This window comes from Actinoplanes auranticolor (assembly GCF_018332655.1).
GTDB classification, from domain to species: Bacteria; Actinomycetota; Actinomycetes; order Mycobacteriales; family Micromonosporaceae; genus Actinoplanes; species Actinoplanes auranticolor.
The window spans coordinates 15819-38245 of sequence record NZ_BOQL01000059.1 but is presented as its reverse complement, the minus strand read 5'-3'; the positions used below and the strand labels follow the sequence as shown (position 1 = coordinate 38245).

Genomic DNA, 22427 nt, shown 5'->3' with positions numbered 1-22427 from the left:
ATCTCCCTCCGCTGCTCGCCCCGCTCTGCCCGGCGCCCGGAAGCCGGGCGTCTTCCGCCAGGTTAGAGCGGGTGCGCCACCCCATCGGCGATGGTCGAAGCCGGAGATCGACCGTCGTGGCCGTCCCGCGCTGGTGAGGGTTGTTCGCGTAGAACGGACACCCGGGGCGATGTGTGGGACGGTCCGGAGTCGTATGGTGACCCGGTGGTGAGTGCGAAGAAGGTGATCGAACGGAACGCGGTGACCGTGACCGGCCGGGCTCACGCTCAGCCGATGATGTTCGCGCACGGGTACGGCTGCGACCAGAACATGTGGCGCTCCGTCGCGCCCGCGTTCCTGGACACCCACCGGGTGGTGCTCTTCGACCACGTCGGTGCCGGCCGCTCCGACCTGAGTGCCTACGACGAGGAGCGGTATTCCACCCTCGACGGCTACGCCGGGGACATCCTCGAGATCATCGACGAGCTGGACCTGCGGGACGTCGTCTTCGTCGGCCACTCGGTCAGCGCGATGATGGGCGTGCTCGCCGCCAACCGTGAGCCCGGCCGCTTCGCCAAGCTGATCCTCGTCGGCCCGTCCCCGCGCTACATCAACGACGGTGACTACGTGGGCGGTTTCGACCCCAGCGACATCGAGGCGATGCTGGAGTCGCTCGACAGCAACTACCTGGGCTGGTCCAGTGCGATGGCCCCGGTCATCATGGGCAACCCGGAGCGGCCCGAGCTGAGCCAGGAGCTGACCAACAGCTTCTGCGCCACCGATCCCGAGATCGCCCGCAAGTTCGCGTACGTGACGTTCATGTCCGACAACCGGGACGACCTGGGCAAGGTGAGCATCCCCACGCTGATCATGCAGTGCGCCGACGACGTCATCGCGCCGGCCGTGGTCGGTGACTACGTGCACCGCCACGTCCCCGGGAGCACACTGGTGGCCATGAACGCGACCGGGCACTGCCCCAATCTCAGCGCGCCCGCCGAGACCATCGCCGCGATCCGGACCTTTCTGTAGAGCGATGACGGAGAACGGGGGCGGTGGGCCCGACGTGACGCAGGATCTACGGGTTCCCTGGGAGGAGGATCCCGGAGATCTCTACGAGCACGCGCCCTGCGGGTATCTGACGACGCTGCCCGACGGCACGATCGTCAAGGTCAACGAGACGTTCCTGGCCTGGACCGGCTACACGCGCGGCGACCTGATCGGCCAGCGGCGATTCCGGGACCTGCTCAGCGCGGGCGACAAGATCTACCACGAGACCCACTACGCGCCGCTGCTGAGCATGCAGAACGACGTCCACGAGGTGGCCTTCGACCTGATGCGCGCCGACGGTGAGCGGCTGCCCATCCTGGTCAACTCCACCCTCGGGCGGGACCCGAACGGGATGCCGCGGGTCATCCGTACCACGATCTTCAACGCCAGCGAGCGGCGCGGCTACGAGAAGGAGCTGCTGGCCGCCCGGCGGGCGGCCGAGGCCTCCGAGCGGCGCGTACGGGTGCTGCAGCAGATAGTGGCCGACCTGGCCGCCGCGCCCACCGGGGCCGAGGTGGCCGACGCCGTCGTGCGCGCACCCGGCCCGGCCTTCGGCGCCGCCTCGGCGACCGTCTGGCTGGCCGACCCGGACCGCGACCAGCTCGCGGCGGTGGCCGGCACCGAGTCCACCGCCCTGAGTGGCGACGACATCCCGCGCGGATCGTCGCGCGTGATCGCCGAGGTGGCCCGGCGCGGTGACCTGCACGTGGTCGGTTCGCTCGAGGAGGCGCGGGAGCACTTCCCGGAGCTCGCCACCACCATGCGCCGCACCGGACGGGCCACGGTCGTGCTGCTGCCCCTGACCGCGGCGCCCGCCACCGACCCCGCCGCCGTCGAGGTGCTCGGCGTGCTCGGGTTCGACTTCGCCGAGCCCCGTGAGCTCACCGACAGCGAGCTGCGGATGGTCCGGCTGCTCGGCCACCAGGCCGGTCAGGCCCTGGACCGGGCCCGGCTCTACGACGACGCCCGCCGGCGCGAGACGCGGGCGATCTTCCTGGCCGGGACGACCCGCGCGCTGGAGGTGGAACCGCGGCTCATGCCGCGGGCCCGGATGCTGGTCGACCGGATCGTGCCCGAGGTCGCCGAGTGGGCGGCCGTGCGGCTGCAGGTCGGCCCGGCCGGACTGGTGGCCGAGGCGGGTGGTCCCGCGCCGGATCCGGAGCGGCTGGCCGAGCGGATCGCGCAGGTGCTGCTCGACGGCGAGGCGCAGTTGACCGACGGCAAGGAGTTCGACGCGGAATGCGCGGTGCTGCCGCTGGTCGCGAACGGCCGGGCGCTCGGCACCCTGGCCCTGCGGACGGGACCGGACCGGCGGACCGCCGCGGCCGAGGCGCTCTTCCTGCGCGACCTGGCCGACCGGGCCGGGCTGGCCCTGGAGAACGCCCGCCTGTACGAGCAGGAACGGGCCATCGCCCGGACCCTGCAACGCAGCCTGCTCGCCGGTGACCTGCCCTCGGACCCCCGGTTCGCGGTGGAGACGCACTACCGGGCGGCCGCACACGATCTCGAGGTCGGCGGCGACTGGTTCGACGCCTTCCTGATCACGCCGGACAAGCTGGCCGTGGTCGTCGGCGACGTGGTCGGCCGCGGCATCGACGCGGCCACCACCATGGGACAGCTGCGCAGCGCCATCCGCGCGCTGGCCTCGGCCGAGGCGGGCCCGGCCCGGCTGCTGGAACGGCTGGACCGCTTCGTCGAGCGGGTCGAGTCGGCCCGGATGGCCACGGTGGCGTACGCCGAGGTCGACCTGTCGAGCAACGAGATGGTCTACGCCTGCGCCGGCCACCTGCCGCCGCTGCTGGCCGAGCCGGGCGGGCCACCGCGCTACCTGCTCGATGCCCGTTCCGGGGCGCTGGGCTCGCGTGCCGCCCGCCAGGCGCGGATCGAGCACCGGACGCAGCTGGTCGCCGGCAGCCGGCTGCTGCTCTACACCGACGGGCTCATCGAGCGCCGCAACCGCCGTATCGACGCCGGCTTCGAGCTGCTGGCCCGCACGTACGCCGGCAAGCGGGACTCCCCGCTGCCCGGCCTGACCACCTCGATCGCCGACCTGCTCGTCGGTAAGGAGCACGCGGACGACGTCTGCCTGCTGTGCCTGGCGCTGGGCACCGAGCAGCGGCTGGAACGCATGATCGGCGCGGACCCGGTGCAGATCGCCCTGCTGCGCAAGGATCTGCGCGGCTGGCTGGTCGCGCACGCCGTCGACGACGAGAGCACCCAGGCCGTGCTGCTGGCCTGCTCGGAGGCGGTGGCGAACGCGATAGAGCACGGCTACCGGGACAACCCGCTGGGCCAGGTGGAGGTGGTCGCCACGGTGTCGCCGGAGGCGGTCAGCGTCCGGATCACCGACCGCGGCGTCTGGACCAGTCCCGAGCCCGGGGGCGCCCGTGGTCGCGGCCTGCAGCTCATCCGCCAGGTGATGGATCAGGTGGCGTTCGACCACGACGGCGGGACCACGGTCACCATGCGGCGGATCCGCCGGGAGGCGCGACGATGACCGAGCAGTGGGTGACTTTCGCCAAACTGGGCCGGGCCGATCTGGTCCGGCTCGCGGGCGAGATCGATCTGGCCAACGCCCCGGAGATCGGCCGCGAGATCGTCCGGCAGACCGGCCGGGCCGGCGCCGTGGTGATCGACCTCACCGCGGTGTCTTTCCTGGACAGCGCGGGTGTGCGGCTGCTCGACGCGCTGGTCGGCGACCTCGATCAGCTGGGCACACCGATCCGTCTGGTGGTCGGGGCCACCGGCGCGGCGCGGATGACTCTGCAGCTGTGCGCGTTCCGGGATGATCTCCTGGCCACCGACCTGGACCGGGCCGCGGACGAATTGGGGGGTTGAGCCGCGTACCCTGGTGCCCCATGAGCGTTAGTTCCGTCTTCCCGCAGCTCGAGCAGCTGCTGCCCAGGGTCAGCAAGCCGATCCAGTACGTGGGCGGCGAGCTCGGCGCCGTCGTCAAGGACTGGGACGCCACCACGGTCCGGTGGGCGCTGATGTATCCCGACGCGTACGAGGTGGGTCTGCCCAACCAGGGCGTCCAGATCCTGTACGAGGTGCTCAACGAGCAGCCCGACGTGCTGGCCGAGCGGACGTACGCGGTCTGGCCGGACCTCGAGGCGCTGATGAAGGAGGCGGGCGTCCCGCAGTTCACGGTCGACGCCCACCGCCCGGTGCACGCCTTCGACGTGCTCGGCCTCTCGTTCGCCACCGAGCTCGGCTACACCAACATGCTCTCGGCCCTCGACCTGGCCGGCATCCCGCTGGAGTCCCAGCACCGCACGGTCGAGCACCCCATCGTGCTGGCCGGCGGCCACGCCAGCTTCAACCCCGAGCCGATCGCCGACTTCATCGACGCCGCCGTGCTCGGCGACGGCGAGGAGGCCGTCCTCGAGATCACCGGCATCATCCGGGAGTGGAAGGCCGAGGGCTGCCCCGGTGGCCGCGACGAGCTGCTGCTGCGCCTGGCCCGCACCGAGAGCATCTACGTCCCGCGGTTCTACGACGTCGACTACCTGCCGGACGGCCGGATCCAGCGGGTCGTGCCGAACCGTCCGGACGTGCCGTTCCGGGTGCACAAGCGCACGACCATGGACCTCGACGCCTGGCCGTACCCGAAGAAGCCGCTGGTCCCGCTGGCCGAGACCGTGCACGAGCGGTACGCGGTGGAGATCTTCCGCGGCTGCACCCGGGGCTGCCGGTTCTGCCAGGCGGGCATGATCACCCGCCCGGTGCGCGAGCGCTCGATCACCACGGTCGGCCAGATGGTCAAGGAGGGCCTGGAGTTCTCCGGCTTCTCCGAGGTCGGCCTGCTGTCGCTGAGCAGCGCGGACCACTCCGAGATCGGCGACATGTGCTCCGGCCTGGCCGAGCAGTACGCGGACACCAACGTCTCGCTGTCGCTGCCCTCGACCCGGGTGGACGCCTTCAATATCGACCTGGCCCAGGAGCTGTCCCGCAACGGGCGGCGCACCGGGCTCACCTTCGCGCCCGAGGGCGGCTCGGAGCGGATCCGCAAGGTCATCAACAAGATGGTGACCGAGGAGGACCTGATCCGGACGGTCGTCACGGCGTACTCCAACGGCTGGCGCAGCGTGAAGCTCTACTTCATGTGCGGCCTGCCCACCGAGACCGACGACGACGTGCTGCAGATCGGCCGGATGGCGCACGAGGTGATCCGGGCCGGGCGGATCGCCACCGGCACCAAGGACATCAAGTGCACGGTCTCGATCGGCGCGTTCGTGCCCAAGCCGCACACCCCGTTCCAGTGGGCGGCCATGGAGCGGCCGGAGGTCATCGACAACCGGCTGCGGATGCTCAAGCAGGAGATCAACAGCGACCGCTCGCTGGGCCGGGCCATCGGCTACCGCTACCACGACGGCGAGCCCTCGCTGATCGAGGGACTGCTCTCGCGCGGCGACCGCCGGGTCGGTGCGGTGATCCGGCGAGCCTGGGACAAAGGCCAGCGTTTCGACGGCTGGAGTGAGCACTTCTCGTACGCCCGCTGGGTCGAGGCGGCCGCGGAGACGCTGCCGGCCTTCGGCGTGGACCTGGACTGGTTCACCACCCGCGAGCGAGAGCAGCTCGAGGTCCTGCCCTGGGACCACCTGGACTCCGGCCTGGACAAGGACTGGCTCTGGCAGGACTGGCAGGACTCCAAGACCGAGTTCGAGCAGGACGACTGCCGCTGGACCCCGTGCTTCGACTGCGGCGTCTGCCCGTCCATGGACACCGAGATCCAGATCGGCCCGACCGGTAAGAAGCTGCTCCCGCTGACCCCGACGAACGGGCTGCGCTCGCCCGCGCATACGCACTGACCAGGAGAAATACCATCGCCAAGAACCAGCCGGTCGGCGGCCAGGCCCCGGTAGTGCAGCGGATCCGCCTTCGCTATGCCAAGCGCGGACCGCTGCGCTTCACCTCGCACCGGGACTTCGCCCGGGCCTTCGAGCGCGCGCTGCGCCGGGCCGCCGTGCCGATCGCCTACTCCCAGGGCTTCACCCCGCATCCCAAGATCTCGTACGCGAGCGCGGCGCCCACCGGCGTGGGCAGCGAGGCCGAGTACCTGGAGATCGGGCTGCAGGCCGAGGTCGATCCGGCCGAGCTGCGGGCCGCCCTGGACGCCGCGCTCTCGCCCGGACTCGACATCCTCGACGCCGTGGTGGCCCGGGAGGGCAGCCTGGCCGACCAGATCAACGCCTCCCGCTGGCTGCTGGAGTTGCCCGGCGTCGAGCCGCGGACCGCGGCCGAGGCCGTCGCGGCCTTCCTGGCGGCCGAAGAAGTGCTGGTCGAGCGCATGACCAAGCAGGGCCGGCGGTCGTTCGACGCCCGCTCGGCAGTGACGTTCTTCGCTGTGACGAAGCAGTCTGGCGCACCTTCCGAGGCCGCGGCTGCACCGTGTGCGATAATCGACCTTGTCGTGCGGCAGGTCACTCCGGCCGTTCGACCCGATGACGTCCTTTCCGGCCTGCGTGTGGTGGCTGGCCTGGAGCCGCCGGTGCCCGCACGGGTTACCCGGCTGGCGCAGGGCACTCTCACGCCGCAGGGGGAGATCGTCGATCCGTTGGAAGCGGATCGCGAGGGCGCCACCATCGGAGGGCTCTGACCGATTCGGTCGGCGTCCACGTTGGCAGACTTCGGCAGCCCGTCCGACCTGGTCGGGGCCGAAAAACTTGCGGCGACCCTGCGTGGCAGCGCTCACCCGCGCCCGGGGCCGCCAGAACTGGAGAGCGCCCCATGCTCGATAACGAGCGTAATGAGGGCGGTGAACGGGACGGAGCCACAACTCCTCCCGTCGATGCCGCCGAAAGCACCACTCCCGCGCGCCGTACGCGTGCTCCGAGGCGGAAGGCGACTCCTGCTGCCGCAGCGGCCGCAGACGCACCCGGCGCCGAGCCCGGTGCCGCCGACGAGACAGCCGGCGCGGTCGACGCGGCGGTGGAGCAGGCCCCGGCGGCTCCGGCCCGCCGGCGTCGCAAGGCGGCGGCGCCCGCCGCCGCTCCCGCGGCCGAGCCGATAGCCGAGGACCAGGCCGCGGTGGCGGAGAGCCTGCTCAGTGACAGCGAGCCGGTCGCGCCGGTGAAGGCCGTGCGCAGCCGCCGCAAGAAGGCCGCGCCCGCAGCCGCGCCGGTCGAGCCGGTCGAGCAGGTGGCGCCCGTGGTGGCAGAGCCCGCCCCGGTGCCAGAGCCTGCCCCGTCGGACGAGCCTGCCGCGGAGGAGGAGCCGGTCGTCGAGGCTGCTCTCGTCGCGCCGGTCGCGGAGCCCGCCGCCCCGTTGATCGGCGTGTTGCCGCTCGACGACGACCTGGTGGAGGAGGCGCCCGCACCCCGCAGCCGGAGTCGCAAGACCGCTCTGCCGCCGGCCGTGCTGTTCATGCCTCCGGAGCCCGAGACCGAGCCGGCGCCGACCCGGCGCACCCGGCGTGGTGCCGCCGCGGCGCCCGTCGTCGCGCCCGAGGCCGACGAGTCGATCGCCGACGAGGCCGCGGCCGACGAGCCGATCGCCGACGAGATCGCCGAGCCGGAGCCCGCCGAGGCGCCGCGCCGGGCGACCCGCAGCCGTCGCCGCCGTGGTGCGGCCGCCGACGAGCCGGTGGAGGCCGCCGAGGTCGTCGAGCAGCCCGTGCTGGAAGAGATCGACGAGACCGCCGACGACATCGAGGACGGCGCCGACGACGAGCTCGACGAGGACGGCAACAGCCGCCGTCGCCGCCGTCGCGGCCGCCGGGGCCGGGGCCGGGGCAAGGGCCCGCTCGACGAGGGTGACGACATCGAGGCCGAGGCCGAGGCCGAGGGCGGCGCGGAGGGTTCCGCGGACGCCGAGGCCGAGGACGAGGAGGACGCCGAGGACGGTGACGGGGTCACCCGCCGCCGGCGCCGCCGGCGTCGCAAGGGCGCCGGGGACAGCGAGACCGGCGGCATCGAGGACGGCGTGCACACCGTCGTCCGCGTCCGGGAGCCGCGCACCCGCGAACGCTCGGACGAGGTGCAGGGCGTGTCCGGCTCGACCCGGCTCGAGGCCAAGCGCCAGCGCCGGCGCGACGGCCGTGAGCAGCGTCGCACCCGTCCGCCGATCCTGAGCGAGTCGGAGTTCCTGGCCCGCCGCGAGGCGGTGGACCGGGTCATGGTCGTGCGGCAGAAGCCGGACCGGACCCAGATCGCGGTGCTCGAGGACGGCGTGCTCGTGGAGCACTACGTCTCGCGTACCACGTCCGGCACCATGGTCGGCAACGTCTACCTCGGCAAGGTGCAGAACGTGCTGCCGAGCATGGAGGCGGCGTTCGTCGACGTCGGCCGCGGCCGTAACGCCGTGCTGTACGCCGGTGAGGTCAACTGGGACGCCACCGGGCTGGAGGGCCGGGCCCGCTCCATCGAGCAGGCGCTGCGCTCCGGCGACTCGGTGCTGGTCCAGGTCACCAAGGACCCGATCGGGCACAAGGGCGCCCGGCTGAGCAGCCACATCGCGCTCTCCGGCCGGCACCTGGTCTACGTGCCGAACGGCAACGCCTCCGGGATCAGCCGCAAGCTGCCCGACAACGAGCGCAAGCGCCTGCGCGACGTGCTGAAGAAGATGGTGCCGGACGGCGCCGGGGTCATCGTGCGGACCGCCGCCGAGGGCGCCAGCGAGGACGAACTGGCCCGCGACGTCAAGCGGCTGCAGGCGCAGTGGGACGACATCCAGGCCAAGGCGGCCGAAGGGCACGCGCCGGCGGCCCTCTCCGAGGAGCCCGACCTGGTCATCCGGGTGGTCCGGGACCTGTTCAACGAGGACTTCCGCGAGGTGGTCATCCAGGGCGAGCAGGCGTACGGCGAGGTGGAGAGCTACCTCGAGTCGGTCTCTCCGGAGCTGCTGGACCGGCTGCACCGCTACACCGGCACGGCCGACATCTTCGCCGACAAGCGCATCGACGAGCAGATCCTCAAGGGCCTGGACCGCAAGGTCTTCCTGCCCTCGGGCGGCCACCTGGTCATCGACCGCACCGAGGCGATGACGGTGGTCGACGTCAACACCGGCAAGTACACCGGTGCGGGCGGCAACCTCGAGGAGACGGTCACCCGCAACAACCTCGAGGCGGCCGAGGAGATCGTGCGCCAGCTACGGCTGCGCGACATCGGCGGCATCGTGGTGATCGACTTCATCGACATGGTGCTGGAGAGCAACCGCGAGCTGGTGCTGCGCCGGCTGACCGAGTGCCTGGGCCGGGACCGGACCAAGCACCAGGTCACCGAGATCACCTCGCTGGGCCTGGTGCAGATGACCCGCAAGCGGATCGGTGCGGGCCTGCTCGAGGCGTTCACCGAGACCTGCGACCACTGCAAGGGCCGGGGCCTGATCATCCACACCGAGCCGGTGCCGGAGAAGCGCGTCCCGGGTGCGGCGACCCAGGTGAAGGCGGTCGCCGCGGCAGCCCGCACCGAGGCGCCGGCCCCGCAGCCGAGCACCAAGTCGCGGCGCCGGCGCGGCGGTGGCAACGAGCCCGCCCCGGCCGAGACCGAGCAGGTCACGGCGGAGGCGGCCCCGGCCGAGGTGCAGGCGGCCCCGGCCGAGGTGGCGGCGGCCCCGGCCGAGGTGCAGGCGGCCCCGGCTGAGCCGGCAGCGGCTGAGCCGGCCCCGAGCGGGCAGGACCGGACCATCGAGGACCCGGCGGCGGAGACGGCGGGCCTGCCGGCCGGCCGGCCGACGGGTACGCCCGCGGCGGGCTCCGGGATCGTGGCGCGCACCGCACCGGCGGCCACCACGGCCTCCGACGACGACTACGACATCAGTGGTTACGACCTCTCCCGGTACGACACCGGCACCAACGGCGCGGCCCATCCCGCCGAGCCGCTGCAGCTGACCGGCTCGGACGACCCGGACGTGGCGGAGGACGAGGAAGAGGACGGCGACGACGACGAGCCCGTGGGCGCGGGAGCGGGCGGCCGGCGTCGTTCGCGGCGTGGCGGCACCCGGCGGCGGACCCGCCCGTAAGCGTGGTGGCCGGGCGGTCCGGACGGGATTCCCCGTCCGGACCGCCCGGCGCAGCCACGCTGATCTATCTCGGTTACCCTCGTGATCCCCCCATGCCCCACCTGCGAGGAGTACCGATCCCCGATGCGACGCCTGTTGTGCGCGACCGCCGTGAGCGGCGCCTTCCTTCTGTTCGGCGCCGGTTGCTCGGCCGACGACCCGGCTGCCCCCACCGCGGCGCCCGCGCCGGTCACCTCGGGTGCTGCCACTCCGGCGGCCGGCGGCGGTGCCACCGGCTCGGCCGCGGCCACCGCCCCGGCACAGTCGGGCGACGCGGCCCTGTCGGGCAACAGCGCGGCGATCTGCCAGCAGGCCGCCAAGACCGGCGGTGACGCCGCCAAGAACTTCGCCCAGGACCTGAAGCTGCTCATCGACGCCAAGTCGGCCCAGGACGCCGACCAGGTCGCGAAGGCCCAGGCGAAGACCACCCGGGACGTCGAGAACTACTCGTTCGCGCTGACGGACATGTCGAAGCTCGCCTCCGACCCCGCGCTCAAGGCGGCCCTGGCAGACATGGGTAAGCAGGTCACGGCACTCAAGGGCGACGTGACCAAGCTCGACGCCGCGCGGCTCACCAAGCTGCAGGAGACCCTCGACAAGGCCTGCGGTTCACGCTGAGCGGTCCCCGGTTTGGGTCCGGGGCGTTCGATGAAGTAGTCTTTCTGACGGCGCATTTTCGTGCGCCTGTTCCGTGCGCGCCCTGGCCTATCCCCTCGGGAAGCCCGGGCGCTCGCCGGATCCAGTTTCATCCGCCAGCAGCTTTTTCGCTGCGTAAGTCTCAGGGAGTCCGCGTCGATGTACGCGATCGTCAAGACCGGCGGCAAGCAGTACAAGGTTGCCGAGGGCGACGTGATCGAGGTCGAGAAGCTCGCGGGTGTTCCCGGCGACGCCCTGACCCTCGCCGCGGTGCTCCTCGTCGACGGTGACAACCTGGTGACCGATGCGGCCAAGCTTGCCAGCGTGACGGTGTCCGGCGAGATCGCCGAGCACACCAAGGGTCCGAAGATCCGGATCCACAAGTTCAAGAACAAGACCGGTTACCACAAGCGCCAGGGGCACCGTCAGCCGCTGACCCGCGTCAAGGTGACCGGCATCAAGAGCGGGAAGTAGGGGCAGCCATGGCTCACAAAAAGGGTGCGTCCAGCTCCCGCAACGGCCGCGACTCCGCCGCCCAGCGGCTGGGCGTCAAGCGGTTCGGCGGCCAGCTGGTCAACGCCGGCGAGATCATCATCCGCCAGCGGGGCACGAAGTTCCACCCGGGAGAGCTCGTCGGCCGCGGCGGCGACGACACGCTGTTCGCGCTGGCCAAGGGCAACGTGCTCTTCGGTCACACGCGGGGTCGCAAGACCATCAGCATCGTGCCGGTGGCTGAGTAAGCACCACGTCACAGCGGGCCGCGGACCTCTCGGGTCCGCGGCCCGCTGTTTGCTTTTTGAGTTGTGAGGTAGGAGAACACCGTGGCTACGTTCGTCGACCGGGTTGTGCTGCACCTGCAGGCAGGTGACGGCGGGCACGGCTGTGTCTCCGTCCGCCGAGAGAAGTTCAAGCCGCTCGGGGGTCCCGACGGCGGCGACGGCGGGCACGGCGGGGGCATCACGCTCGTCGTGGACCCGCAGCAGCACACGCTGCTGGACTTCCACTTCCACCCGCACGTCAAGGCGCCCAGCGGCACCGGCGGCATGGGGGCCAACCGCGACGGCGCCAAGGGCCGGGACCTGGTCCTGCAGGTGCCCGACGGCACGGTCGTGCAGACCCTCGACGGCGAGGTTCTCGCCGACATGGTCGGCGAGGGCACGACCTTCGAGGTGGCCCGCGGCGGTCGCGGTGGCCGGGGCAACGCCTCGCTGGCCAACGCCCGGCGCAAGGTGCCCGGCTTCGCCGAGCTGGGTGAGCCCGGTGACCAGCTCGACGTCGTGCTCGAGCTCAAGAGCGTGGCCGACGTCGGCCTGGTCGGCTTCCCGTCGGCGGGCAAGTCGTCGCTGATCTCGGTGATGTCCGCGGCCAAGCCGAAGATCGCCGACTATCCGTTCACCACGCTGGTGCCCAACCTGGGTGTCGTGCAGGCCGGCGACCAGACCTTCACCGTCGCCGACGTCCCGGGACTGATCCCGGGCGCCGCCACCGGCAAGGGGCTGGGCCTGGAGTTCCTCCGGCACATCGAGCGGACCTCGGTGCTGGTGCACGTGCTGGACGCTGCCGCGCCCGAGATCGAGCGGGACCCGCTGGCCGACCTGGACGCCATCGAGGCGGAGCTGGCGGCGTATGGCGGGCTCGAGGAGCGGCCGCGGCTGGTCGTGCTCAACAAGATCGACATTCCGGACGGCCGCGACCTGGCCGAGATGGTGCGTCCCGAGCTCGAGGCCCGCGGCATGCCGGTCTACGAGGTCAGCGCGGTGACCCGCGAGGGCCTCAAGGAGCTGATCTTCGCGCTGGCGGAGGCCGTCGCGGCGCACCGGCTGGCCAAGCCGGCTCCCGAGGCGACCCGGGCGGTGGTCCGGCCCCGCGCGGTCGACGAGAAGGGCTTCACCATCGAGGTCGACAGCGACGGCGTCTACGTCGTCCGCGGCCCCCAGGTCGAACGCTGGGTACGGCAGACCAACTTCGAGAACGACGAGGCGATCGGCTACCTCGGCGACCGGCTCGACCGCCTCGGCGTGGAGGCGGCGCTGGCCAAGCAGGGCGCCAAGGCCGGGGATCCGGTCCGGATCGGCGACCGCGAGTTCGACTGGCAGCCCAACACCGGCGAGTACATCTCCGGCCCGCGCGGCACCGACGTCCGGCTCGAGGAGACCAACACCCGGGCCAGCGCGGCCGCGCGGCTGGCGGCCCGCCGGGCCCGCCGGGTCCGTGGCGACGACGAGCTGCTGCACATGTCCGAGGACGGCACGGTGTCGACGGTCTCGATGGCGTCGAAGCCGGTGCTGGTCGAGGACGACGAGTTCGCCGACGACGACGAGTAGGCCGTTCCGCCGGGTCCCGGCCAGATCCTCGCAACCCGGCGGAAACGGACCCGTCCTAGGGTGTCCGGTGTGCTGATCGAATCGCGGGCCTCGACCGACGCCGAACTGGCCGCTTTGGTCATCGCCCAGCAGAAGGAGCTGAGCGAGGCTGACGGCGGCGCCGACGGCGTGGTCTACATGCCGCACGACGACGCGGCGTACCTGGTCGTGGTGCTGCACGGGCGCGCGGTGGCCTGCGGGGCGTGGCAGCCGCTGGAGCCCGGCGTGGCCGAGCTGAAGCGGATGTACGTGCGACCGGCGTTCCGCGGCCGGGGCATCGCCCGCCAGCTCATCGTGGCGCTGGAGGAGGAGGCGCTGGCCGACGACCGGCCGGTGCTGCGCCTGGAGACGGGCACCTACCTGCCGGCGGCGATCAGCCTGTACCGCTCGGCGGGCTACGTGCCCATCCCGGTCTTCGGCGAGTACGTCGGCAACCCGTTCAGCGTGTGCTTCGAGAAGTCGCTGGTGGCGGTCACTTCTCGGTGATGTCGCGCAGGGCCGCCTGCAGCACCGTGGGGCTGGCGTTCCATTTCTGCAGCGTGGAGCCGTCGCAGGGGGCCATGACGGCCTTGCTGACGTCGCCGTGGCCCTGCCAGTAGTCGGCGCCCCCCCCGGTGCCGGTGAGACACCACGTCTGCCCGGCGGGCGCCCTGGTACGTGGACTCGATCCGGTACGCCGTGGCGAACACGCCGGTGGCCGCGTACCGGGTCCAGGTCATCGCCGGGCCGCCGGAGACGTCCAGGCAGCGGCCGAACTGCTGGAAGTTGACCAGCTGCTCGGTGAGCGGCCCGGCCGGTCCCGACGGCGGCGTCCGGCGCGAAGCTGCGGCTGTCGGTGTAATCGCTGTAGCAGGCCCGGTCGTACTGCGAGGTGCCGGCGGGGTCGGCCGCCTCGGCGTGCAGCTCGATGGTGCTGCCCACGGTGCCGGGCGAGGTCAGGTGGAAGCACTGGCCGTTGAGGTCGGTGCCGTTGGTGGTGCCCTCGAAGTTGGCGCGGTCGTTGAGGCTACGCGAGGACACCAGCACCAGGTTCAGGCCGGACTCGTACGCGAACCGCCGGGCGGCGGACTGCGTCGGAACCACCGGAACGGCATGATGGGCGGATGCCGAGCCTGACCCGCGCCGAGGCCACCGCCCGGGCCGCCACCCTCACCGTCACCGGGTACGACATCGACCTGGACCTGACCGCCGAGGGGGACACCTTCCGCTCCCGCACGGTCCTGCGGTTCACCGCCGAGCCGGGCGCCACGACCTTCGCCGAGCTGGAACCGGCCGAGCTGGTGTCGGCCACGCTCAACGGCACCCCGGTGGACCCGGGCGCCCTCGCCGGGGAACGGCTCGCGCTGACCGGCCTGGCGGGCGAGAACGAGCTGGTCGTCGAGGCGCTGATGGCGTACTCGAACACGGGGGAGGGGCTGCACCGCTTCACCGACCCCGCCGACGGCCGCGTCTACCTGTACGCCCACATGTTCCTGGACGGCGCCCGGCGGATCTTCCCCTGCTTCGACCAGCCCGACCTCAAGGCGCCCTTCACGCTGGCCGTGACCGCCCCCGACGGCTGGCTCGTCGCCGCCAACGGGGAGCCGGCCGGCGCGGCCGACGGCGGGCGGTTCCGGTTCGCGCCCACCAAGCCGCTGTCGACGTACTTCGTCTCGCTGATCGCGGGGCCGTACCACGCACGCACCGACGAGCACGACGGCATCCCGCTGGCGCTCTACTGCCGTCAGGCGCTCGCCCCGCACCTCGACGAGCAGGCCGCGGAGATCTTCACCGTCACCAAGCAGTGCCTGGACCGCTACCACGAGATCTTCGAGGTGCGGTATCCGTTCGGCCACTACCAGCAGGCCTTCGTTCCCGAGTTCAACTTCGGCGCGATGGAGAACCCCGGGCTGGTGGTGTTCCGCGACGAGTTCATCTACCGGTCGGCCGTCACCGACAGCGAACGCGAGCACCGCGCCATGGTCATCGCCCACGAGATGGCCCACCAGTGGTTCGGCGACCTGGTCACCATGGCCTGGTGGGACGACCTGTGGCTGAACGAGTCGTTCGCCGAGTACCTGGGCACCCGGATCACCGCCGAGGCGACCGTGTTCACCGAGACCTGGACCACGTTCGCGATGCACCGCAAAGCCTGGGGCATGCGCGCCGACCAGCGCCCGTCCACCCACCCGGTGGCCCCCACCGACGTCGACGACACCGCCCTGGCCCTGCTCAACTTCGACGGCATCTCGTACGCCAAGGGCGCGGCGGTGCTGCGCCAGCTCGTGGCCTGGGTCGGCGACGAGGCGTTCCTGGCCGGGCTCAACGAGCACTTCGCCGCGCACGCGTACGGCAACGCGACCCTGGCCGACCTGCTCGCCGCCGTCTCGAAGGCCTCCGGCCGGGACCTGACCGGCTGGGCCGACGTCTGGCTGCGCCGCGCCCAGGTCAACACGCTGCGCGCCGAGGTCGAGCGGGACGAGCAGGGCCGGTACACGGCGGTGAGCCTGGTGCAGACGGCGCTGGCGGACTATCCGACCCTGCGGCCGCACCGGATCGGCGTCGGGCTCTACGACCGGGGGCCGGACGGGGTCGTGCGGCGGCGCCGGCTGCTGGAGGTGGACATCGACCCGGCGGTGGACGGCGGCCGTACGGCGTTGCCCGAGCTGACCGGGAAGCCGGCCGCGGAGCTGCTGCTGGTCAACGACGGCGATCTCGCGTACGCCAAGGTCCGGCTGGACGACGCGTCGGCTGACGCCGTACCGCTGATGTTGCCCCTGCTGGACGACTCGCTGGCCCGCGCCGTGCTCTGGGGAGCGACGCTCGACGCCGTCGTCGACGGCGAGCGGCCGGTCGCCGAGCTGGTCACTCAGGTCCTGGCCGCGCTGCCGGTCGAGCGCGAGGTGTCGCTGGTCGAGGACGTGCTGCGGATGACCCGCACGCTGGTGGACCGCTACCCGACCCCGGAGACCCGGCCCGCGGCCCTGGAGATGCTCGCGCAGGCGAGCGACCGGCTGCTGGCCGCGGCCGAGCCGGGCGGCTCGCGCCAGCTCGCCGCGGCGCGCGGCCTGATCGGCGCGACCGCCGACGTGACGCGGCTGCGCGGCTGGCTCGGCGGCGACGGCGTGCCGGAGGGCGTGACCGTCGATGACGACCTGCGCTGGCTCATCCTGTACCGGCTGGTCGTGCTGGGGGCGGCCGGACCGGACGAGATCGAGGCGGCCCTGGCGGCGGATCTGAGCGCCACCGGTGAGCAGCAGGCCGCGCTCTGCCGGGCCGCGTTGCCGGACCCCGGCGCCAAGGCCCGGGCCTGGGATCTGATCGTCAACGACCTGTCGGCCTCGAACCGGATCCTGGAGGCCACCGCGCAGGGTTTCTGGCAGCCGGAGCAGCTCGATCTGACGGCGGACTATGTTGCCCGTTACTTTGCCGAGATGCCGGGCATGCTGCGGCGGCGGACCGGGATGAGCGGGGAGCGGGTGGCCGTCGTGGCGTACCCGTCGGTGGCCGTCAGTCCGCGGACCAGGGAGCTGGCCGCCGAGTTGCTGGCGGCGCCGGATCTCTCGGCCATCCTGCGTCGGGTCGTCACGGACGGCGACGACGACGTTCGGCGTGCCCTGGTTGCCCGGGGATAGCGGATTTCGCCCGTTGTCCCCGGTTCGAGCCGTTAGCCTCGGCTTAACGGGGGTGGGGGCTGGTGGAGTGGTCCGAGGAGCTGTCCAGTGGTCTGCTGCAGGCCGCACCGGACGCGATCGTGGTGATGGACGACGGCCGCATCGTCCTGGTCAACGACCGGGCCGAGGACGTCTTCGGCTGGCCCCGCGGCGAGATGCTGGGTCTGCCGGCCGACTCTCTGCTGCCGGACGCCGATCGGGTGCCGGAGCTGGCCGGGCTGCGGCGTGAGGCCGACGAGCGCGGCCCCGGCACCAGCCTGATGGGCACTGTGGCCCTCAAGGTGCGCCGGCGCAACGGCACGATCTTTCCCGCCGAGGCGTCGCTGTCGCGCGTGCAGACGCCGCAGGGCCGGCTCACGGTCGCGGTGATCCGGGACATGACCGAGCGGCAGCGACTGCAGGCCGAGGCCGAACGTCAGCGCGGTGAGGTGCAGGAACACCGCAACCAGCGGCTGGAGGCGCTCGGTCAGTTGGCCGGCGGCATCGCGCACGACTTCAACAACATGCTCGGCGTGATCGTGAACTACGCCAACTTCGTGATCGAGGAGGCCGAGGCGCCGGAACCGGACCTGAAGGCGATCGCCGCCGACGCCCGGCAGGTCATCCGGGCCGGCCAGCGCGGCACGGACCTGACCCACCAGCTGCTCAAGTTCGCCCGCCGGGAGGTCGTACGCCCGCAGGTGCTGGATCTCAACGAGGTCATCGCCGACACCGAGACCATGCTGCGCACCTCGATCGGCGAGCACATCACCCTGATCCTCCGGCCGGCCGAGCAGCTGCCGCCGGTGACGTGCGATCCCGGCCAGATCGAGCAGCTCCTGGTCAACCTGGCGGTGAACGCCCGCGACGCGATGCCGGCCGGTGGCAACCTGGTCATCGACACCGCCTGCTCGCGCCTGGGCGTGGACGACCATCCCGACCTCGCGCCCGGTGACTACGTGCGCCTGCGGATCTCCGACTCGGGCCAGGGCATGGCTCCCGAGGTCATCGAGCGGGCCTTCGAGCCGTTCTTCACCACCAAGGCCAGCGGCGAGGGCACCGGGCTGGGTCTGGCCACGGTCTACGGCATCGTGACCCAGGCCGGCGGCAGCGTCAGCCTGACCTCCGAGCCCGGTCTGGGCACGACCGTGACCATCCTGCTGCCGGCCGGCGCGCCGGAGCAGGATTCGGCCGAGCCCGCGCCCGAACCCGTGGGCACCGCCGGGCACGGCGAGACGCTGCTGGTCGTCGAGGACGAGGCCGCGCTGCGCGATGTAGCGGGCCGGATCCTGTCCGGGGCGGGTTACCACGTGCTGACGGCCGACGGCGGTGCGCAGGCCCTGGAGCTCGCCGCCGTCCACGAAGGTGTCATCGATCTGCTGGTCAGCGACGTGGTGATGCCCGGCATGCTGGGCAAGGAGCTGGCCGAGCGGCTGGTCGGCGTGCGGCCGGACACCCGGGTGCTCTACATGTCCGGCTACGCCCAGCCGGTGCTCGCCTCCCAGGGCACCCTCGAGCCGGGGGTGGCGTTGCTGGAGAAGCCGTTCACCGCCGCCGCCCTGCTCACCGCCGTTCGGCGCCGCCTGGACGGCTGATCTAGGATTCGCCGGATGCGGGAACGGCGACGAATCGGGATCATGGGCGGCACGTTCGACCCGATCCACCACGGTCACCTGGTGGCCGCGAGCGAGGTGCAGAGCCGCTTCGACCTCGACGAGGTGGTGTTCGTCCCGACCGGTCAGCCCTGGCAGAAGGGCGCGGTGAGCCCGGCCGAGGACCGGTACCTGATGACCGTGATCGCCACTGCCTCCAACCCGCGCTTCCAGGTCAGCCGGGCCGACGTGGACCGCGACGGGCCGACGTACACCGTCGACACGCTGCGCGACCTGAACGCCGTCTTCGGCGCCACGGCCGACCTGTTCTTCATCACCGGCGCCGACGCGCTCGCCAAGATCCTGTCGTGGAAGGACGCCCTCGAGATGCTCTCGCTGGCGCACTTCATCGGGGTCACCCGGCCCGGTTTCGAGCTCTCCGACGCCCATCTGCCGGCCGACACGGCGGTCACGCTCGTCGAGGTGCCGGCCATGGCCATCTCGTCCAGCGCCTGCCGCCAGCGCGTGGCCGACGGCGAGCCGGTCTGGTATCTGGTACCCGATGGTGTGGTGCAGTACATCGCAAAGCGCGGACTTTATCGGACCGAGGGTCCGGTTTAGGGCCATTCATCCGGGTAGAGATGTCATACCGGTATGAGAGGCTGGTAACTCTGAAACCGAACGAGGGGAGACCGGTGCCCGTCACCGAACGCGCCCGCGAGCTCGCGCTGACCGCCGCGCAGGCCGCGGCCGACAAGAAGGCCCAGGACATCGTCCTGATCGACGTCGCCGACCAGCTCTACATCACCGACGCGTTCGTCATCGCCTCGGCTGCCAACGAGCGCCAGGTCGGCTCGATCGTCGACGCCATCGAGGAAGCCCTGCTCAACCTGCCCGAGAAGGCCAAGCCGGTCCGTCGCGAAGGCGAGCGACAGGGCCGCTGGGTGCTGCTCGACTACATCGACGTCGTGATCCACATCCAGCACGCCGAGGAGCGCGAGTTCTACGCCCTCGACAAGCTCTGGAAGGACTGCCCGACCATCGAGTTCGTCGATCGTGACCTCGCCGAGGCGGACGCCTCCTCCGGCGCGGCATGACCACTCGCCTCATCGTCTGGCGGCACGGCAACACGGACTGGAACGCGGGCCACCGTGTCCAGGGCCAGACCGACGTGCCGCTCAACGAGCTCGGCCGGCAGCAGGCCGTCGACGCCGCCGAGCTGCTGGTCCGGCTGCGTCCCACGGCGCTCGTCGCCAGCGACCTGAGCCGCGCCGCGGACACCGCGGCGGCTCTGGCCGCCCTGACCGGCCTCTCGGTGACCTACGACGAGCGGCTGCGGGAGCGCTCGTTCGGCCAGTGGCAGGGCCTCACCATGACCGAGGTCATGGCGACCCGCCCGGAGGAGTACGCCCGCTGGCAGGCCGGCGCCGATGTCATCGGCGGCGACGTCGAAACCCTGGACGACCTCGGCAAGCGGGTGGCTGACGCGCTGCAGGCCGCAGCCGACCGGGTGCCGCCCGGCAGCACCGTCGTCGTCGCCACCCATGGTGCGGCCGCCCGCTCGGGCATCGGGCACCTGCTCGGCTGGCCCCGCGAGCAGCTGCGCACCCTGCGTGCCCTGCAGAACTGCCACTGGTCGGAGCTGACCCACGACGAGGAACGCGGCTGGCAGCTCGGCAGCTACAACGTGGGCCCGTTCGGCGACCGCCCCGTCCCGCCGCCAGTTTGATCTCCGGTGCCGGGAACGAGCGGGGCAGCGGGTAGCGTCCAACGACCATGACCATCCGACGCATCAGCCTGCCTCTGCTCGTCGTCCTGGCCCTCGCCGGCTGCGCCAACGGCGGCACCGCCGACTCCGCCGGTGCGCCCGCCTCCTCGATCCCGCCCGCCTCCTCGGCGTCGGCGGACCCGTCCGTGTTGCCGACGGAGGAATCCGGCTCGGTCAAGCCCCCGGCCGGGGGCCCGCAGACCCTCACCGGCACGATCGCCGCCGGGGTCGAGCCCAACTGCCTGCTCCTCGACGGCCACCTGCTGATCATCAACGATCCCGAGCAGCGTTCCGCCGCCAAACCGGGCGCCTCGGTCACCGTCACCGGCCGCGCCGAGCAGGGCATGATGACCACCTGCCAGCAGGGCACGCCGTTCGTCGTGACCACCCTCCGCGCGAACTAGGCCACCATCGGCTACGGTGCCCGCATGCCCGTCGCGGTCGTCACCGACTCCACCGCGTACCTGCCGTCCGAGCTGAGCGGGACGTACGACCTCACCGTCGTCCCGCTCACCGTCGTGATCAACGGCGAGGAGGGCCTGGAGGGCTCCGAGATCTCCCCGGCCGACGTGGCCCGTGCGCTGGGCCAGCGGCGGGTCACGGTGAGCACGTCACGGCCGGCGCCGGAGCAGTTCGTGGCCGCGTACCGCCGGCTGCTCGACGCCGGTGCGGACGGCATCGTCTCCGTGCACCTGTCCTCGCACCTCTCCGGCACCTACGACGCGGCCCTGCTGGCCGCCGGGGAGATCGGACCGCAGGTCGAGGTGGTGGACAGCGGCACCACGGCGATGGGCCTGGGCTTCGCGGCCCTGGGCGCCAGCACTGTGGCGGGCACGGGCGCGACGCTGCAAGCGGTACGCCAGGCTGCGGTCGACCACTCCGCCCAGGTCAGCACCCTGTTCTACGTCGACACGCTGGAGTTCCTGCGCCGCGGCGGCCGGATCGGCGCGGCGTCGGCGCTGCTCGGGACGGCGCTGTCGGTCAAGCCGATCCTGCACGTGGTGGACGGGTCGATCGTGGTGCGGGACAAGGTGCGGACCGCCGGGCGGGCGCTGGCCCGGCTGGTGGATCTGACGGTGGAGGCCTCCGGGGACGGAGCGGTGGACATCGCGGTGCACCACCTGGGGGCGGCGGACCGGGCGGCGGCGCTGGCGGACGCGGTGACCATGCGGCTGGGGGACCGGCTCCGGGACTGCTACATCACGGAGATCGGGGCGGTGGTCGCGGCCCACGTCGGGCCGGGGGTCGCCGGGGTGGTCGTGCACCGGCGCGTCTGAGCCGCCTGACGGTCGGTCCTGGCCCGCTGTCAGTCCTGGCCCGCTGTCAGTCGTGGTCCGCGGCTTTGGGCCAGCTCTCGCCGTGCCAGCGTGGGGGTGTCAGCTGCTGCTCGGTCAGGTGCGGTGCGACCTCCCGCCACGGCCGGATCGCCTCTCCCATCTGCACCTCGTCGGCCACCGGCAGCAGCGCCGGCCCGTCCTGCGGCCACAGAGCCCGGGTGCGGCCGTCGTCCGCGATCAGCAGCTCCGCCGCCAGCGGCAACTGCTCCGCCTGGCGGGCGTACTCCCGGGCGGCCAGCACACCCTGCGCCCGCCGCACGCAGATCTCGTACGGTGAGCCCGGCGCGGCCCGGTAAGGCACCGTGCGCCCGTCGGCGTCACTCACGTACGCCATCGGGGTGATCGCCCGCGGCGACGCCAGATAGATCGCCTCGGCCTGCGCGAACAGCCCGGGCAGATGATCGCTGTTGTCCGCCGTGACCAGCAGCGTGCTCCGGTCGGGGGCGAAGGCGACCGGTTTCCCGCCGACCTGCCCGGCGAGCCCGGCCAGCCACCCGTCGAGCAGCAGATGCGACGTCCAGTAGGCGTCCCCGTCGTCGACGAACTGCACCACGACCGGCTCGGTGGCCTTGCCCAGCAGCGTGGCCGCGGTCAGATTGGCCCGCGCGGCGGCGAACACCTCGTCGGCGTCGACCCCCCAGCCGTTGTCGACCGACACGTAGGTCATCGTCTCCGGGTGGTCCACCACCACGAACTCGGCCAGGAAGGGCAGGGCGGGCCGCCTCAGCGGCGTGCCGACGTCCGAAGGTGTGGTCACCCCCCGCAGCACCGGCCGCAGCAGCGGGCGGGCCGCGTGCCAGTCCACCGGCAGCCCCGGATTGCGGAGAAACCCGGCGACGAACCGGTCGACCCGCCGCCGGCGCCCGCGTGACCGCTGCGCCAGCAGGCCGTCGAGCTGAAGCACACTCGGAACGTCGTCACCGTCCGGAGTGAAACTTACCGAGAACGTCGCCGAGTGGTACCGGGCGTCGGCGAACCCGGCGCGGCGCAGCCTTCTGATGACCTGGCTGGCCAGCCGAGCCCGGGCGACCCTGCGGAAAAAGCCCACGCGCAGTGCCTCCTTGCTCTGCCCC

The 22427-nt window shown here is 72.1% G+C and carries 19 protein-coding genes; 18 read left to right on the top strand and 1 reads right to left on the bottom strand.

Annotated features, from left to right (window positions below):
- Positions 1-204: 204 nt before the first annotated feature.
- From Aau02nite_RS34235 to Aau02nite_RS34150, 18 genes are all read left to right on the top strand, one after another.
- Complete coding sequence (locus tag Aau02nite_RS34235) at positions 205-1008, top strand: alpha/beta fold hydrolase (protein ID WP_307857972.1); 804 nt, start codon at positions 205-207, stop codon at positions 1006-1008.
- Between the two features lie 4 nt (positions 1009-1012).
- Positions 1013-3523 carry a SpoIIE family protein phosphatase gene (locus Aau02nite_RS34230; RefSeq protein WP_212992757.1) on the top strand — a complete coding sequence of 837 codons (2511 nt, stop codon included), beginning with the start codon at positions 1013-1015 and terminating at the stop codon, positions 3521-3523.
- Complete coding sequence (locus Aau02nite_RS34225) at positions 3520-3864, top strand: STAS domain-containing protein (RefSeq protein WP_212992756.1); 345 nt, start codon at positions 3520-3522, stop codon at positions 3862-3864. Before Aau02nite_RS34230 ends, Aau02nite_RS34225 begins: the two co-directional genes overlap by 4 nt.
- A gap of 20 nt (positions 3865-3884) precedes the next feature.
- On the top strand, positions 3885-5837 hold the full coding sequence (locus tag Aau02nite_RS34220; protein WP_212992755.1) for a TIGR03960 family B12-binding radical SAM protein: 1953 nt from the start codon (positions 3885-3887) through the stop codon (positions 5835-5837).
- 53 nt (positions 5838-5890) lie between these two features.
- A complete protein-coding gene (locus Aau02nite_RS34215; RefSeq protein ID WP_212992754.1) occupies positions 5891-6625 on the top strand; it encodes a TIGR03936 family radical SAM-associated protein in 735 nt (244 codons plus the stop codon).
- 131 nt (positions 6626-6756) lie between these two features.
- Positions 6757-9987, top strand: coding sequence for an Rne/Rng family ribonuclease (locus Aau02nite_RS34210; protein ID WP_212992753.1), 3231 nt, complete (start codon positions 6757-6759; stop codon positions 9985-9987).
- Positions 9988-10110: 123 nt separating this feature from the next.
- On the top strand, positions 10111-10644 hold the full coding sequence (locus tag Aau02nite_RS34205; RefSeq protein ID WP_212992752.1) for a hypothetical protein: 534 nt from the start codon (positions 10111-10113) through the stop codon (positions 10642-10644).
- A 177-nt stretch (positions 10645-10821) separates the two neighbouring features.
- Positions 10822-11136 carry a 50S ribosomal protein L21 gene (gene rplU, locus Aau02nite_RS34200; RefSeq protein WP_203770857.1) on the top strand — a complete coding sequence of 105 codons (315 nt, stop codon included), beginning with the start codon at positions 10822-10824 and terminating at the stop codon, positions 11134-11136.
- An 8-nt stretch (positions 11137-11144) separates the two neighbouring features.
- Positions 11145-11402 (top strand): 50S ribosomal protein L27, encoded by a 258-nt coding sequence (gene rpmA, locus Aau02nite_RS34195; RefSeq protein ID WP_203770859.1) that lies wholly within the window; start codon positions 11145-11147, stop codon positions 11400-11402.
- 81 nt (positions 11403-11483) lie between these two features.
- Positions 11484-12986, top strand: coding sequence for a GTPase ObgE (gene obgE / locus Aau02nite_RS34190; protein WP_212992751.1), 1503 nt, complete (start codon positions 11484-11486; stop codon positions 12984-12986).
- Positions 12987-13055: 69 nt separating this feature from the next.
- Entirely contained in the window at positions 13056-13511 is a 456-nt protein-coding gene (locus Aau02nite_RS34185) for a GNAT family N-acetyltransferase (RefSeq protein ID WP_212992750.1), read from the top strand.
- A gap of 617 nt (positions 13512-14128) precedes the next feature.
- Positions 14129-16639, top strand: a complete 2511-nt coding sequence (gene pepN, locus Aau02nite_RS34180) for an aminopeptidase N (protein ID WP_212992749.1) — start codon at positions 14129-14131, stop codon at positions 16637-16639.
- A 62-nt stretch (positions 16640-16701) separates the two neighbouring features.
- Positions 16702-18252 (top strand): hybrid sensor histidine kinase/response regulator, encoded by a 1551-nt coding sequence (locus tag Aau02nite_RS34175; protein WP_212992748.1) that lies wholly within the window; start codon positions 16702-16704, stop codon positions 18250-18252.
- 15 nt (positions 18253-18267) lie between these two features.
- Positions 18268-18870: a nicotinate-nucleotide adenylyltransferase gene (nadD, locus tag Aau02nite_RS34170; protein ID WP_212992747.1), complete on the top strand. Its 603-nt coding sequence runs from the start codon at positions 18268-18270 to the stop codon at positions 18868-18870.
- A gap of 74 nt (positions 18871-18944) precedes the next feature.
- The gene (gene rsfS, locus Aau02nite_RS34165; RefSeq protein WP_203770871.1) at positions 18945-19346 is read left to right on the top strand and encodes a ribosome silencing factor; all 402 of its coding nucleotides are present in this window, start codon (positions 18945-18947) and stop codon (positions 19344-19346) included.
- Positions 19343-19978 carry a histidine phosphatase family protein gene (locus Aau02nite_RS34160; RefSeq protein ID WP_212992746.1) on the top strand — a complete coding sequence of 212 codons (636 nt, stop codon included), beginning with the start codon at positions 19343-19345 and terminating at the stop codon, positions 19976-19978. The genes rsfS and Aau02nite_RS34160 overlap by 4 nt, the downstream gene beginning before the upstream one ends.
- Before the next feature lie 47 nt (positions 19979-20025).
- The gene (locus Aau02nite_RS34155) at positions 20026-20421 is read left to right on the top strand and encodes a hypothetical protein (RefSeq protein ID WP_212992745.1); all 396 of its coding nucleotides are present in this window, start codon (positions 20026-20028) and stop codon (positions 20419-20421) included.
- A gap of 24 nt (positions 20422-20445) precedes the next feature.
- A complete protein-coding gene (locus Aau02nite_RS34150; RefSeq protein ID WP_212992744.1) occupies positions 20446-21294 on the top strand; it encodes a DegV family protein in 849 nt (282 codons plus the stop codon).
- A gap of 46 nt (positions 21295-21340) precedes the next feature.
- Here Aau02nite_RS34150 and Aau02nite_RS34145 read toward each other — a convergent pair whose 3' ends face one another.
- The gene (locus Aau02nite_RS34145; RefSeq protein WP_212992743.1) at positions 21341-22402 is read right to left on the bottom strand and encodes a DUF1444 domain-containing protein; all 1062 of its coding nucleotides are present in this window, start codon (positions 22400-22402) and stop codon (positions 21341-21343) included.
- Positions 22403-22427: the final 25 nt, after the last annotated feature.